Source organism: Bartonella sp. W8151, from assembly GCF_016100385.1.
GTDB classification, from domain to species: domain Bacteria; phylum Pseudomonadota; class Alphaproteobacteria; order Rhizobiales; family Rhizobiaceae; genus Bartonella; species Bartonella apis.
The window spans coordinates 311,876-325,726 of record NZ_JACFSO010000002.1 but is presented as its reverse complement, the minus strand read 5'-3'; the positions used below and the strand labels follow the sequence as shown (position 1 = coordinate 325,726).

Annotated in this window: 10 protein-coding genes and 1 pseudogene; 6 read left to right on the top strand and 5 right to left on the bottom strand. The window is 46.8% G+C overall.

The window, feature by feature from the left end; genetic code table 11:
• Nucleotides 1–863 precede the first annotated feature (863 nt).
• Nucleotides 864–1,769: a metallophosphoesterase gene (locus H3V14_RS04310; protein ID WP_198226900.1), complete on the top strand. Its 906-nt coding sequence runs from the start codon at nt 864–866 to the stop codon at nt 1,767–1,769.
• 178 nt (nt 1,770–1,947) lie between these two features.
• On the opposite strand, the gene leuA is transcribed toward H3V14_RS04310, so the two are convergent.
• Nucleotides 1,948–3,645 (bottom strand): 2-isopropylmalate synthase, encoded by a 1,698-nt coding sequence (gene leuA / locus H3V14_RS04305; protein ID WP_198226893.1) that lies wholly within the window; start codon nt 3,643–3,645, stop codon nt 1,948–1,950.
• Between the two features lie 396 nt (nt 3,646–4,041).
• Here leuA and H3V14_RS04300 point away from each other — a divergent pair, with 396 nt between their 5' ends.
• Complete coding sequence (locus tag H3V14_RS04300; protein WP_198226891.1) at nt 4,042–4,239, top strand: hypothetical protein; 198 nt, start codon at nt 4,042–4,044, stop codon at nt 4,237–4,239.
• Between the two features lie 4 nt (nt 4,240–4,243).
• Here the strand turns inward: H3V14_RS04300 and H3V14_RS04295 are convergent, their stop codons facing one another.
• The 4 genes from H3V14_RS04295 to H3V14_RS04280 all read right to left on the bottom strand — a co-directional run bounded on the left by H3V14_RS04295 (nt 4,244) and on the right by H3V14_RS04280 (nt 9,805).
• Nucleotides 4,244–4,819 (bottom strand): NUDIX hydrolase, encoded by a 576-nt coding sequence (locus tag H3V14_RS04295; protein WP_198226889.1) that lies wholly within the window; start codon nt 4,817–4,819, stop codon nt 4,244–4,246.
• Nucleotides 4,820–4,827: 8 nt separating this feature from the next.
• Complete coding sequence (locus H3V14_RS04290; protein WP_198222573.1) at nt 4,828–5,739, bottom strand: cation diffusion facilitator family transporter; 912 nt, start codon at nt 5,737–5,739, stop codon at nt 4,828–4,830.
• Entirely contained in the window at nt 5,736–7,916 is a 2,181-nt protein-coding gene (locus H3V14_RS04285) for an anthranilate synthase (RefSeq protein WP_198226887.1), read from the bottom strand. The genes H3V14_RS04290 and H3V14_RS04285 overlap by 4 nt, the downstream gene beginning before the upstream one ends.
• 884 nt (nt 7,917–8,800) lie before the next feature.
• A complete protein-coding gene (locus H3V14_RS04280; protein WP_198226885.1) occupies nt 8,801–9,805 on the bottom strand; it encodes a small ribosomal subunit Rsm22 family protein in 1,005 nt (334 codons plus the stop codon).
• 114 nt (nt 9,806–9,919) lie between these two features.
• Here H3V14_RS04280 and choX point away from each other — a divergent pair.
• From choX to H3V14_RS04265, 4 genes and pseudogenes are all read left to right on the top strand, one after another.
• Nucleotides 9,920–10,876: pseudogene (gene choX / locus H3V14_RS10840) on the top strand (choline ABC transporter substrate-binding protein); the annotation flags it as partial.
• A 30-nt stretch (nt 10,877–10,906) separates the two neighbouring features.
• A complete protein-coding gene (choW, locus tag H3V14_RS10835) occupies nt 10,907–11,719 on the top strand; it encodes a choline ABC transporter permease subunit (protein WP_369522674.1) in 813 nt (270 codons plus the stop codon).
• Nucleotides 11,719–12,759, top strand: coding sequence for a glycine betaine/L-proline ABC transporter ATP-binding protein (locus H3V14_RS04270; RefSeq protein ID WP_075868932.1), 1,041 nt, complete (start codon nt 11,719–11,721; stop codon nt 12,757–12,759). The genes choW and H3V14_RS04270 overlap by 1 nt, the downstream gene beginning before the upstream one ends.
• Before the next feature lie 12 nt (nt 12,760–12,771).
• Complete coding sequence (locus H3V14_RS04265; RefSeq protein ID WP_198226881.1) at nt 12,772–13,587, top strand: RNA methyltransferase; 816 nt, start codon at nt 12,772–12,774, stop codon at nt 13,585–13,587.
• The last annotated feature ends 264 nt before the right edge of the window (nt 13,588–13,851 follow it).

The following is a 13,851-nucleotide window of genomic DNA, read 5'->3' as shown; positions in this document are numbered from 1 at the left end:
AAGCAGCTTTTACCCGGGTAGAATGCAGCTTTTATCCGGGTAGAATGGTGACACTATATGGCGTAAATTTACGCGCTCTCCTCCGATAGGTTGCCCCTTTATCTGCTCCGTCATATGCATTGATAATCGGAAAGCGAAGCGTTACTTGATGTACAAGCAACGTTCAGGCTTCTATTTTCCTTCGCTATCCCGCTTGGCGTCGGTTGTTGCCCAACGTTCCCCTCTTCCTTATTAACCTTGCCGTTTCATGTTATAAGTCGCCCCTATCGTTGTTTGGTCGGCTGTGTCGCGATACTCGATCCGCAGATTGAATAGGAAGATTTCTTCATTTCCTGAAGTTCAGTCGGTCATTGACCTCATCAACCGACTAAAGCTGATTTTTATCACTTATCTTCTTGTGTCTGGAACAGAATGACGACCATGCTTTATTGTCGCGAATGCATGTACTTGCATAAATGCATGTACTTGCATAAAAGCGTGCTCCAATGCGCTTTTTCCGGCGCTTGCAAAAACGCTTGGGCGTGCCCCTTCGCTTGGGCAAACTCCTTCGCTTGGGCGTGCCCCTTGTGCCTCTTCGCCTTAGTCAAGTTTTCAAGAAAATGCTTAAGCCAGTTTTGGCAACACGTTTTGTTTTGTAGAATATGTTTCCCACCCATTGCTTTGACCGGTTTGCCCTTCACCTTTGATTGTTTCATCCATCCGAATGGTATCGTGATTTCTTGATAGTCGAAAAACTTGTCTCTTTTTTGTTATTTTTCCCACTTTTTTACAAAGCTTTACAATAAATTTGCCATTTTTTCCTTTCTATCCTCTTGTTTTTCAAGCTCTTTTGTTTTTTTGTTGCCTATTTTTATTGTCTCGCTATGTTCTGTGGGATGTTTCAGTTGGCTCATATATCCGACATTCATTTGTCGCCGCTACCTACCCCTCGTCTCTACGAGCTTATGGGCAAGCGTTTAACCGGTTATATAAACTGGAAGAAAAACCGCACCGGTGAAATGGGAAGGCAAACGCTTGATGCTTTGATGGAAAGTCTCAAACAGAAGCAAGCCGACCATCTTGTTATTTCGGGTGATCTTGTCAATCTTTCTTTGCCACGAGAATTTGCTGCTGCCAAGGACTGGCTTGTAGCGCAAGGTCCTGCAAGCGATATCTCGCTTACATTCGGCAATCACGATGCCTATGTCGGGGGTGCATTCAAAAAAGCTTGCAAAACCTTTCGCCCTTGGATTACGAGCGAAGAAGCCCATGCTTGGAGTGCTGTTTTTCCCTATATGCGCATTCGCGGTCAAGTTGCCATTATTGCTGTTTCTTCGGCAATCGCCACGCCACCTTTTTTTGCTACCGGCCGTTTCGACAGCGCGCAAGCCTATCATTTGGCCGACCTTTTACGCGAAGCCAAGGAACGCAATCTTTTCAGAGTGGTGATGATTCATCATCCGCCATACAAGAATGCAACCTATTGGTATAAAAAATTATGGGGTATTGAACGTTTCCAGCGCGTTATCAAGCAACATGGTGCCGAGCTTATTCTTCACGGTCATACCCATGTTCCGTCGCTTGAACATATAGATGGTAAAGACCGTGATGTACCGGTGGTTGGCGTTGCTTCTGCCTCGCAAGCATTCGGAGGCAAAAAGCCGCCTGCCAATTACAACTGGTTTACAATTGATGGTGACTGCGAAAGTTGGCATTGCGGGCTTGAGCGCTATACGGTGGTAAACAGCGAAAACGAAATCAACTGCACTGAAAATATCCCGCTTTTTTAAAGCGAAGGTAAAAATATCAGCGTTTCATTTTTCTGCAAAGCGGTTCTCCGAAAGACATGAATTATAAGGTTTGTTGACATAAAAAATCGGGCTTGGTGTTCCCCACCTCACCCGATTTTTAAATTTTCAACACTTTGCATTGAAGGTTTTTTAAAAATCTTCAACTTTGTTAAAAAGCTTAGTGTTCCAACCGGTTTACTGCCGAAACAATGGCATCAAGCGATGCGGTTGCGATATTTTCATCAATGGCAACACCGAAGATTTTGCCTTCCGGATAGGCTATTTCCATATAGCAAATGGCTTTGGCATCTGAACCGCGTTGCAATGAATGTTCCGAATAATCAACAACCGAAAGTTTTTCGTTCAGATATTTGGAAAAAGCGTCGATAAAGCCATCAACCAGACCGGTACCCGTTCCTTTAATGGTTTGTTCTTTTCCATGATCGGTAATTGTTGCCGTCACATTAATGCGTCCTTTTTCATTCGGATCTGCTTTGGTTTTGTAGTCGACAAAGCCGAAGCGCCCATTATTCTGTTTGACATAAGTTTTGACAAACTCGTCATAAATCCGCTTGGAAGGCAGTTCCTTACCTTCTTTATCGGTAATGTGCTGGATGACATCACGAAATTCGATTTGCAGGGCGCGTGGCAGATTAAGACCGTAATCGGATTGCAGAATATAGGCGATGCCACCTTTACCCGACTGCGAATTGATGCGGATAATGGCTTCATAACTTCTGCCAACATCTTGCGGATCAATCGGCAGATAAGGCACTTCCCACAAAGTCTTGTTCGACTTTTTCATTGCCTTCATGCCTTTATTGATCGCATCCTGATGCGAACCCGAAAAAGCGGTATAGACCAATTCACCGACATAGGGGTGGCGTTCCGGAATTTTGAGCTGATTGCAATATTCATAAACTTCCTTGATCTTTTCTATATTCGAGCAATCAAGTTCAGGGTCGACCCCTTGGGTAAACATATTCAATGCAAGCGCGACAACATCAACATTACCTGTCCGTTCACCATTGCCAAACAGTGTGCCTTCCACGCGGTCGGCACCGGCAAGCAGCCCCAACTCGGCTGCCGCAATGCCACAACCACGGTCATTATGCGGGTGCAAGGAAATCAGAACACTGTCACGGCGGTCAATATTGCGCCCCATCCATTCGATTTCGTCGGCATAAATATTGGGCGTCGACATTTCCACTGTCGAAGGCAGGTTCAAAATCATTTTGTTGTCAGGCGTCGGATTGACAATTTCGATCACTGCATTCGAAATTTCCAATGCAACTTCAAGTTCGGTACCGGTGAAACTTTCCGGCGAATATTCAAAACGGTAATGTTTGCCGGCTTTTGCAGCCATATCCATGACCATTTTTGCCGCATCGGTTGCTATTTTCTTGATACCGGCAACATCTTTGCCAAACACTACCCGCCGCTGCAATTCGCTTGTCGAATTATAAAAATGCACAATCGGATGATTGGCGCCCTCCAATGCTTCGAATGTACGGGTAATCAATTCCGGACGACATTGCACCAGCACCTGCAAACTTACATTTTCCGGAACATTGCCTTGTTCAATACACCAACGCGCAAAGTCGAAATCGGTTTGTGAGGCTGATGGGAAACCTATCTCGATTTCCGGAAAGCCCATTTCAAGAAGCATGCGGAACATACGCTCCTTGCGGTCTTGACCCATCGGGTCAATCAAAGCCTGATTGCCATCGCGTAGATCCACCGAACACCAGATTGGTGCCTTCTCAATACGCTTGTCAGGCCACGTGCGGTCTTTCAATGAAACTTGCGGGTAAGGTTGATATTTTTGCGATGCTGTCGGCATGCCTTTTTGTGAAAATTCTGGTGAAATACTCATGGTTTATGCTCGTCTGAAATACCGGTTACCGGTTGATATTTTAAAATGAAGATTGTTGAAGAGGAGCATTTACGCCGGCGGGAAACGACCGCCGGGCGCCCCTCACCGGCCCCGGCAGTCGCTCATAAGCCCGAGAAGAAGCAAGTTTGATGGCAATGCACAAAAGCCCGCATCCGTGACGCGGCAAAAATCAAACAGCTTTTGTGAATCAAACTTTTCCATGGTTGAAAATATGACATAGCTTTTTTTCAAGCGCAACCCGTTTTATAAAACACGCACATGCTCTTCATCAAAGCTTTGATAACCCTTGTCTTAAAAGATTCGTTACCCTTGTCAGGATGGCGAGATTTTGGCAATCAGGGTTCTTATTCATAAGCTTGGCGCTAGACGACAGTCATGCCGACGCTGGTTCAAAGCCCTGATAACTTTTATTACCCTTATCCGGATGATTACACTTTTCTTGATATCCCGCTTGTGGCAATCAAGGCTTTGTCGGCGATTATTGAAAAGTTGTGCCCACGCGGCTTCAAAGCCGCACATAATCTCATTACAAAGCCTCGTCCCCCTTCCTTTAAGGCTCGAAAAGCCTTGTGACCGATCAAAGTTTCAAGCGGTGGCGCAGCAGGTTTATAAGCAGAGCTGTTTTCATGTCGTTGATCTGTCCTTTGTCGTTAAGCTTTATTGCCTCTTCAACGGACATTTCGACAATTTCGAGATTTTCGCCTTCCTGAACAAGCCCGCCGCCAGCAAAATGATGATCCTGCGGGCGGTAACGCGCAAGGTAAAGCCAAAGCTGCTCGGTTGAAAATCCCGGTGTTGTGAAGCCTTTGAAAACAAGTTCGAGATTGTGTATCTGGTAGCCTAATTCCTCTTTTGCCTCGCGCAGCATGGTTTCATCGGCCGATTCGTCTTTTTCTATGTGGCCGGCACAAGCTTCCAGAACATACATGGAACCGGATGCAAGATAGACAGGTGCACGAAACTGCTTGACAAAAAGCACAGTTTTTCTTTCCGCGTCATAGGGCAGAACCGCAGCGCCATTGCGATTATGATAGGTCTCGCGCTTTAGCGTTTTCCACGTGCCATCCGCATCCTGCTGCTCATAGGAAACGGCTGTCAGTTTTGTCCAATGATCGGACAAAACAGTTTCTTTCAAATTTCTGATTTTTAACATAATGCTCCTCATGCAATGGGAACGGCAGTCGTCCCCTTTGGCAGTTTTGCCTCCTCTTCCGGCTCGATGTGAATAACGATACGTGCGTTTTCGACTTCTTTTTTAAGAGCATCTTCGATTCTGTTGCATATATCGTGGGCATCTCCCACCGTCATTTTTGAAGGAACCACCAGATGAAATTCTATAAAGGTGACCTGACCGGCCACACGTGTGCGCAAATCATGCGCTTCAATGGCACCGGCCGCATGGCTTGAAATAGTGTCTCTGATGCGCATCGTCTCTTCAAGCTCGACGCCGACATCCATCAACCCTTGTACCGAATTGTTGATGACCTTCCACCCTTGCCAGAGAATATTCAAGGCCACAATAATGGCAAGCACCGGATCAAGAATGGCCCACCCTGTCAGAATCGCCGCAAGAAGGCCTGCAAGCACGCCGAAAGAAGTAAAAACATCGGTCATCAAATGCATACCGTCGGCTTTCAATGCCGGTGAATGCGAAATTTTACCCTGTTTTATCAGAATGAGAGCCCAGATTGCATTGATGGCACTCGCTGCAAGATTGATCGCGAGCCCATATCCGGGTTGTTCCGGCAAATGGCCAGACGTCAGTAAAGGCCATGATTCACGCAAGATCATGATGGCCGCGACAAAAATCATCGCACCTTCAAGAATTGCCGAAAAATATTCTGCCTTGGTGTGGCCGAACGGGTGATCGTTATCGGCCGGTTTCATGCTGATAAGGATGGCAACATAAGCAGCAATTGCCGCAATGACATTGACAATCGATTCCAGCGCATCCGAATAGAGAGCTACAGAACCGGTTACATAATACGCGAAATATTTGAGCGCAAAAACAACAATGGCAACAGGGATAGACCATATTGCCAATTGTTTCAGCCTTGAATCCGCATCTGTCATCGCCATGCTTTCCTGACCAATTTTGAAACGACGTTTTCAATGATTGCCATACCGACATTGCCACCAAGACTCATGATTGATTCAGGATGGAACTGGACAGCCGCAATCGGCAGGCTTTTATGTTCGATTGCCATGATAACACCATCAGCGGTTTCTGCTGTCACATCGAATTCGGCAGGCAGACGGCTCGGGTCGGCAAAAATCGAATGATAGCGGCCAACCGTTATTTCTTTTGGCAGATCCTTAAACAACAAGCTTTTGCCAATGATATTAATGCGCGAGGGTTTGCCATGCATCGGTTTATCAAGAACACGAAGGCTTCCACCGAACGCTTCTGTCAAAGCTTGCAATCCCAGACAAACTCCGAAAATCGGAATTTTACGCGCCCTTGCCTTATTGATTGTGTCTTCACAGTTGAAATCTTTTGGCGTTCCCGGCCCCGGTGACAAAACAACGAGACTGGGATTGACCGTTTCAAACACCTTTTCATCGACAGGGCTTCTCACCGTTGTCACTTTCGCGCCTGTCTCGCGGAAATAATTGGCAAGCGTGTGCACAAATGAATCCTCATGGTCGACAAGCAGAATATTGACCCCCGTACCCGGCTTTTCTTTTTCCTGCCTTACGGCTTTCGGTAACGGTTTGGCGCTGTCACGAATAGCAGCAATCATGGCAGACGCTTTCAATTCCGTCTCTTTTTCTTCGTCTTCCGGATTGGAATCGTAAAGCAAAGTTGCGCCGGCTCTCACCGATGCCACACCATCCTTGATGCGCACGGTGCGAAGTGTTAGCCCCGTATTCATGTCGCCATTAAAGAAGATCATACCGATAGCGCCGGCATACCATGCGCGCGCACTTCTTTCATGATTTTCGATAAAACGCATTGCCCACAATTTCGGTGCACCGGTCACAGTCACTGCCCATGCATGCGACAGAAAAGCATCGAATGCATCAAGGCCATTGCGCAAGCGTCCCTCAATATGATCAACCGTGTGAATGAGGCGCGAATACATTTCAATTTGCCGACGCCCGATCACCCTGACCGAACCCGGTTCACAAACGCGGCTTTTATCATTGCGGTCAACATCCGAGCACATAGTCAATTCCGATTCATCCTTTTTGGAATTGAGCAATGTCAAAATCTGCTCGGAATCTGCAATGGCATCCTGCCCGCGTTTGATTGTTCCGGAAATCGGGCAGGTTTCAACCCGCCTTCCGGTCACGCGAACATACATTTCAGGCGAAGCACCGACGAGATATTCTTCCTGCCCCAGATTGATAAAAAACGAATAGGGCGAAGGATTGGTGAGTTTCAGCCTTTTGCTGATTGCCGCAGGACTTGCCGGACATGGCTCGTAAAATGTCTGCCCCGGTACCACTTCAAAAAGATCGCCGCGCTTGAAACTTTCCTTGGCTTCTCTTACCAAAGCGGCATATTCGCCCTTTTTGTGATCGCCTTTTTGCGGAATGGTGTTTGCCGCTTTGAATGGCTGTTCAACCGTTTTGCGGCTTAAACCTGCAGTCGACATATCGGAAAAAGAAAAGTCGTAATTTTCTATCCATGCGCGCGCCGAATAATGGTCAACAATGAGAATGGAATCAGGCAGGTAAAGCACCAGATCGCGCTGGTCTTCAGGTCGTTTGATTTTAAATTCGATGGGTTCGAACTGGAACGCAAGGTCATAACCGAAGGCTCCGTAAAGCCCGAGGCTCTGATCTTCCGTTGAACGAAAAATATCGCAAATTGCCCGTAAAAGAGAAAAAACCGACGGCATACGGGAACGTTCTTCCTCGTTGAAGACGCGCCCCGGTTTTTTGACCGTAAGTGTCAATTTGTTGGCAGTGCGTTCGGTTGCTTCCACCGCGTCAAGAATCTCTAGGCGCGGCTCGATCATATCAAGGATAATTTTTCCGCGCTCGTTCAGCGCCTCGATTTTCATAACCCGTCCGCGCGACGTAATAGCAATAGGTGGGTCGATAATGCCCGAATCCCACCGCGTATAGCGCCCCGGATATTCATAGTTTGAAGAAAAAATGGCCCCGCGGCGGCTATCAAGTGCTTCAACCATTTTGTCGATTGCACCCTCATAGGCAATATCCTTACACGAACGGCGAACCTTTATGTCCCCTTTCGTGAGATATTCAAAAGTCTTTCCACCAACCATGTTTTTATCCATTTTTAAACTCCGCTCTGTTTTTAAGGTCACCACCGGAACGGAGTATATAAAAAAGGCCGCCCGGTTTTTCCGTCGCGACCTCGTCTTGAATTTTACGCACAAGCAATCAGGGCCGCTAGAAGCAACCCCACCACCAGATCATGAATGTGCGTTTATTGTTCATAAAAATTCTTTTAACCTTTCCGCCATATCAAGGCAACAGAAAACATTATGGTGAAAAACGCTTATTCTTTTCTGCAACCGAAACGGGCATGGCAATTTTCGTGGTGTTCCAACCCATTTGTCATAAATGAAACGAAAAACCGGACTGTCTTTTTCCAAAACCGCATAACCCGACGACTTGCTCTGATACGTCCTTGACTTGCCCGACAAACGCATCAAACACCGTTTTTCGAACTACCCTCATCGTTTTATGCGCCCCATTATATTCAAATAGAGTTTTAATAAATAAAAATTCTTACTTAGAATTTGTTGTAAAAATAATTCTTAAAAAAATTTTCAATGTTTAACGACGACTTTATCGAACTGATCAGCTTGATCTTAAAATTTTTATGGATTTTTTAAAACTATAGAAATTCGATTCGCTTTTATGATTCCACTTAAACACTTGAAAGGCGTAAATTCTGAAGTTTCAAAAACTTGGATATACTCGAGATAAGAACAATAGATCAAATTGTTTAAAATATTGAAAGATAAAGAAAAGTCCGGGCATTGGGAACCCGGACTTTTCTCCCCCTCTTAAGAAAGGGGGGCACAGGTGTAGGAAATAGCGGGGGACCTAGACACCTGTCGCCTGCACTGCAAGAACTGAAGTTCTGTTGTGCGGCAATCACGAATATAGGTGAGGGTTTATAATAGTCAACAAAATTCTACAACCTTAGGTTTTAGATTTTCAGACTGTCGCCCCAATCCGAACGCCGCATCACAGAATAATTTTTTTTGTCTTTGCGCGTGGAAGTGACGGCTTCCTTTTGCCCCGCAGGGGTGCAAAGGTAACAGCTTATTTTTCCGCTCGAGCGGAGCGGACGGGAAAGGATGCGACAATATTGCACATCTGGTTGGTTATGCGAAAGCGCGAGATAACAGAATTTTTCATCTTCAAATGGAACGATCGCCTGTTTGGCAAGCCGGTGGGTGCGCGAGCGTTCTACTCTTACCGAAAAATGACACCAGTCAGGAGGCACGATCGGACAAGCCAATTCATGCGGGCAAGGTGCAACAATATGGGCGCCTTTTTCAATTAGCCTGTCACGTTGGCGGATCAATCTTTGAAAACCGGCAGGCGTACCCGGCTCAACGAGGAAAAGTATGTCTCCGGTCTTGTTCCATAGGCCATCAACAAGGCGATCCTGTATTTTTTCGGAAAGTTCATCGAGCACGTAACTTGCTGTGACAAGATCCGCTTTGCCGAGATTTTCAAAATAGGCAGAAGAAATATCCATATTCTGCCAATCTGTTGTCACCTGTTTTTTCTCGGACGGGCTGCTATCGTCATGGGCAAGGGTCGCTGAAAACAGCTTTTTACCGATAGCAATAATATCATTGCTTTGTTCAATGAGCGTTGCATTTTCAAGTGCGGGGAAAAGTCTTGTAGCCGCAAAAACTGCGGTTCCCGGACCGGCACCGACATCAAGCTGGCTTGATGGTGAAAAGGATGGAACAATATTCTGAACTTGTTGGAGTGCTGAAAACACGGCGGCATAAGTTGCAGGAAAACGCGCAGCAACATAACCGAGAGCCGCATTTTTGTTACCAATATGCATTTTCCCGTCCAGCACTTCATCGCGGTAACGTTTGGTAAGACGGCTTGAAGCTTTTTCTAGGTCGGCCGTATTGGTCGTTTGAAAAATTTCGTCGAGCGCGCTTTTTAATTGAGCGGGAAGTTGCATGGCAGGATTCCATTATACAAGGCTTTTCTTGTGAACCTTATTTCATTCTTTGTTGAAATAGTCTAACCCCGTCCTTAAGCTGGATGATGTGTAATCATGGAGTAGCCCGAAACTTTGTCAGGCATTTTAAAAAACATAGCGATTTTTTTCTTCAGCCTGTTTCTCACAATAGAGGCAGGAATTGCTCCTTCGCATGCAGCAGAACCGCAAGCTTGTAAAACAGTCCGTTTTGCCGATACCGGATGGACCGACATTTCCATTACAACAGCGATAGCAACCACGCTTCTTGAAGCGTTGGGTTATGAAACAGAAACGCGCATTTTATCGGTTCCGGTTACCTATGCCTCGCTTTCCAATGGCGATATCGACGTTTTTCTCGGCTATTGGAACCCTTCCATGACACCGGATTTCACCCCCTATCGTGATGACGGCAGTGTCGAACTTTTAGGCTATAATCTTGAAGGCGCCAAATATACCTTGGCTGTGCCACAATTTGCCTATGAGAAAGGCTTGAAAACTTTTGAGGATATCAAAAAGTTCGGGCCCGAGCTTGGTTACGCCATTTATGGTGTTGAACCCGGAAATGATGGTAACAGGCTTATCCTGTCGCTCCTTGATGACAAAGATCTAGGGCTTAAAGATTTCCACATTGTCGAAACCTCCGAACAGGCCATGCTTGCCGAAGTAGAAGCGCGTATTCACGAAAACCGGCCAATCGTTTTTTTGGGCTGGGAACCGCACCCGATGAATTTGCGCTTCAAAATGGCCTATCTTTCCGGTGGTGACAAATATTTCGGGAAAAATTTCGGCAATGCCAAAGTCGGCACCAATATTCGCCGCAATTACAGTCGGGAATGCCCGAATGTAACGCGCTTTCTTGGCAATCTTGCTTTTGATGTCGACATGGAAAACCGGTTAATGGTCAATGTTCTTGACCATGGTGAAGATCCCGAACATGCTGCCCGTTCATGGCTTTCAGCCAATAGGGAGAAAGTTGCAACCTGGCTTTCGGGTGTTACCGCTTTTAACGGTGGCAATGCAGGCGAAGCTGTTGACAATGCATTAAAACTACAAAAAGCGGACACGGATTTTTCCTATAAAATCCCTATCGGAAAAGGCGCAAATACAATCGTCCAATTTTTGAAAGAGCATGGCGGGCTCTTTTTTACGGCTGTCCGTTTGGGGCTCGATAGCCTTCTTAAAGGAACACTGGCGCTGTTACTATGGCCAAATCCTTTGTTGCTCATCGGTTTTTTATGTGTTCTTGCTTTTGCCATCCAGAGAAACTGGCGCGTCGTGGTGCTCACGGCACTGGGCTTTCTTTTCGTCATCAATCAGGGCTACTGGATTGATACGATGGAAACAATAACACTGCTCTTCTGGTCGTGCATTCTTTGCATGGGAATAGGTGTTCCCGTCGGCATTGCCTGTGCCCACCGGCCAAAAATCTATCGTGTAATCGAACCTATTCTCGACCTCATGCAAACACTGCCGACTTTTGTCTATCTGATACCGGCGATCATTTTCTTCCGTATCGGCATGGTACCGGGGTTGATTGCAACGATTATCTTTGTGCTTCCCGCCCCTATAAGATTAACCCAGCAGGGTATTGTTTCGACGCCGAAAGCGCTGATCGAGGCAGGCAAGGCATTCGGCTCCAACCGGCGGCAGATATTGTGGAAAATCGAGTTTCCCCATGCTATGCCGGAAATACGTGCAGGCATGACACAAACCATTATGCTTTCGCTTTCTATGGTGGTTATTGCTGCAACTGTTGGCGGCAACGGACTGGGCGTCAAAGTTTACCGTGCGCTACAACAACATGATGCTGCCATGGGCTTTGAAGCGGGCTGCGTCATTGTGGTGGTGGCCATTGTCCTTGACCGCCTGTTCCGTCCGGGAAAGGCACGCTAATGGCCAGAGTGATTATCGATCATGTCAGTGTGGTTTTTGGCAATCGGCGCAAGCAGGCGCTTGAGCTTGCTGCTCAGGGTGCATCACGGGCAGAAATCAAGGATTTAACCAATACGGTGCTTGGTGTCCATGAATGTTCACTCGACATTGCCGAGGGTGAAACGCTGGTTTTAATGGGATTGTCCGGTTCGGGAAAATCGACTTTGCTGCGCACCATCAACCGTTTGATAAAGCCGGTTGAAGGCAATATTTATGTTGGTGATGTCGGAAACGAAATCAACGTTACCACCGCTTCCAGCGAAGAATTGCGTTATGTGCGCACCCGCCTTGTTTCCATGGTGTTCCAGCAATTTGGCCTCTTTCCTTGGCGTACAGTTGCCGATAATATCGGTTTTGGCCTCGAAGTGGCGGGAGTGCCAAAGAAGCAACGTCAGGCCATTATTGCCGAACAGCTTGATCTTGTCGGACTGAATGAATGGGCAAACCGCATGGTGACCGAGCTTTCCGGCGGTATGCAACAAAGAATCGGCCTTGCCCGTGCTTTCGCAACCGGTGCACCGGTGCTGTTGATGGACGAGCCGTTTTCCGCCCTTGACCCGCTTATTCGCAACCATCTACAGGACGAGCTTCTGGAACTGCAAAAGCGGCTCAATAAAACCTTGGTATTTGTGAGCCATGACCTTGATGAAGCCATCAAAATGGGCAACCGCATTGCCATTATGGAAGACGGGCGAATCTTACAATGCGGCACAGCGCAGGAAATTGTGCTCACGCCAGCCAATGAACATGTGGCCAACTTTGTGCGCCACATCAATCCTTTAAGCTTCTTGACGGCAAGACAGGTTATGCGCCCCTATAATTATGAAAATAGCGATATTTCTGTTGCAGCCATGGCAAAACCTGATACCAGTTTACCCGATCTCATCAGTGCTTGCGACCGCAAAAACGGCGCCATAGGCGTTGCCGAAAACGGACGTGTCATCGGTGTGATAACCGGGGAAGACATTATCCACCATCTGGCAGAACACCAGAAACGGTGATAGGTGTGTTTTATGAGTTTGGATATTACGACAATCAGCGATGTTGATGACCCGCGGCTGCTCCCTTACCGGGATATTCGCGAACGAGATCTGGTCGGCCGCGAACATCATTTTATTGCCGAAGGCAAGGTTGTGCTTTCGGTGCTTTTGCGTTCGGACCGTTTTCAGGCTCAATCACTGCTTGTTGCCGCAGCCAAGCTTTTGGGGTTAATGCCGGTATTGGAAGCAACAAAGCCCACCTGCCCGATCTATTGTGTACCGCAAAAGATTATGGATGATATTGCAGGCTTCAATGTGCACCGCGGAATTCTTGGTATCGGAGAACGGATAAGCACCCCGACACTTGATGAATTTCTGACAAGTTTACCCGAAAAAGCACTGGTTCCGGTTTTATGCGGCATTTCCAACCATGATAATATGGGCTCGATCTTCCGCAATGCTGCGGCCTTTGCGGCCGACGGTATTATCATTGATAAAACCTGTTGTGATCCACTCTATCGCAAAGCCATTCGCGTGTCGGTGGGGGCGGCACTGAAAGTGCCCTATACTCAAGGCGAGGATATCGAGCATATTCTGGACGCGCTCGAAAAAGCCGATTTCCGGATCTACTCGCTTTCGCCATCAGCACCGAACTATTTGAAAGATGCGGAAGTGGCAAAAAGAACTGCTCTCGTTTTCGGAACAGAAGGTGAAGGCCTTCCTGAATTCGTGCTTAAAGATACCGAGACCTTACGCATTCCCATTGCATATGATTTCGACAGCCTGAACGTTGCTACAGCAACAGGATTGGCACTTGAACATTTTGCCGACTTTGACAAACTGAATTGAGAGCTTCGGGAAAATATTGTTTTTCTACTCCTGAAACGCAATTGTTCTTCATCAAGAAGATAAAAAGCAGCTTCGGCCATTTTTTTTCCACAACAACGGCAGAAAAATAAGAATAACCCGAAACATTCAGGCAAAATCACGAGGGACGGCCACGGCTTTCTTGAACACAGTCATCAAGCCTTCCTCGGACACGGCCGGCAAGGTTTTCTCCGACATGTCCAATAGAGTTTTCTCTTAAATACAAGCCACGAGCTAAGCTGAACA

What these genes read in the sequence shown, in the direction of transcription:
- H3V14_RS04290 (WP_198222573.1), bottom strand. Translation starts at nt 5,739, where the DNA reads ATGACAGATGCGGATTCAAGGCTGAAACAATTGGCAATATGGTCTATC.
- H3V14_RS04280 (WP_198226885.1), bottom strand. Translation starts at nt 9,805, where the DNA reads ATGCAACTTCCCGCTCAATTAAAAAGCGCGCTCGACGAAATTTTTCAA.
- leuA (WP_198226893.1), bottom strand. Translation starts at nt 3,645, where the DNA reads ATGAGTATTTCACCAGAATTTTCACAAAAAGGCATGCCGACAGCATCG.
- H3V14_RS04295 (WP_198226889.1), bottom strand. Translation starts at nt 4,819, where the DNA reads ATGTTAAAAATCAGAAATTTGAAAGAAACTGTTTTGTCCGATCATTGG.
- H3V14_RS04285 (WP_198226887.1), bottom strand. Translation starts at nt 7,916, where the DNA reads ATGGATAAAAACATGGTTGGTGGAAAGACTTTTGAATATCTCACGAAA.
- H3V14_RS04310 (WP_198226900.1), top strand. Translation starts at nt 864, where the DNA reads ATGTTCTGTGGGATGTTTCAGTTGGCTCATATATCCGACATTCATTTG.
- H3V14_RS04300 (WP_198226891.1), top strand. Translation starts at nt 4,042, where the DNA reads ATGCCGACGCTGGTTCAAAGCCCTGATAACTTTTATTACCCTTATCCG.
- H3V14_RS04270 (WP_075868932.1), top strand. Translation starts at nt 11,719, where the DNA reads ATGGCCAGAGTGATTATCGATCATGTCAGTGTGGTTTTTGGCAATCGG.
- H3V14_RS04265 (WP_198226881.1), top strand. Translation starts at nt 12,772, where the DNA reads ATGAGTTTGGATATTACGACAATCAGCGATGTTGATGACCCGCGGCTG.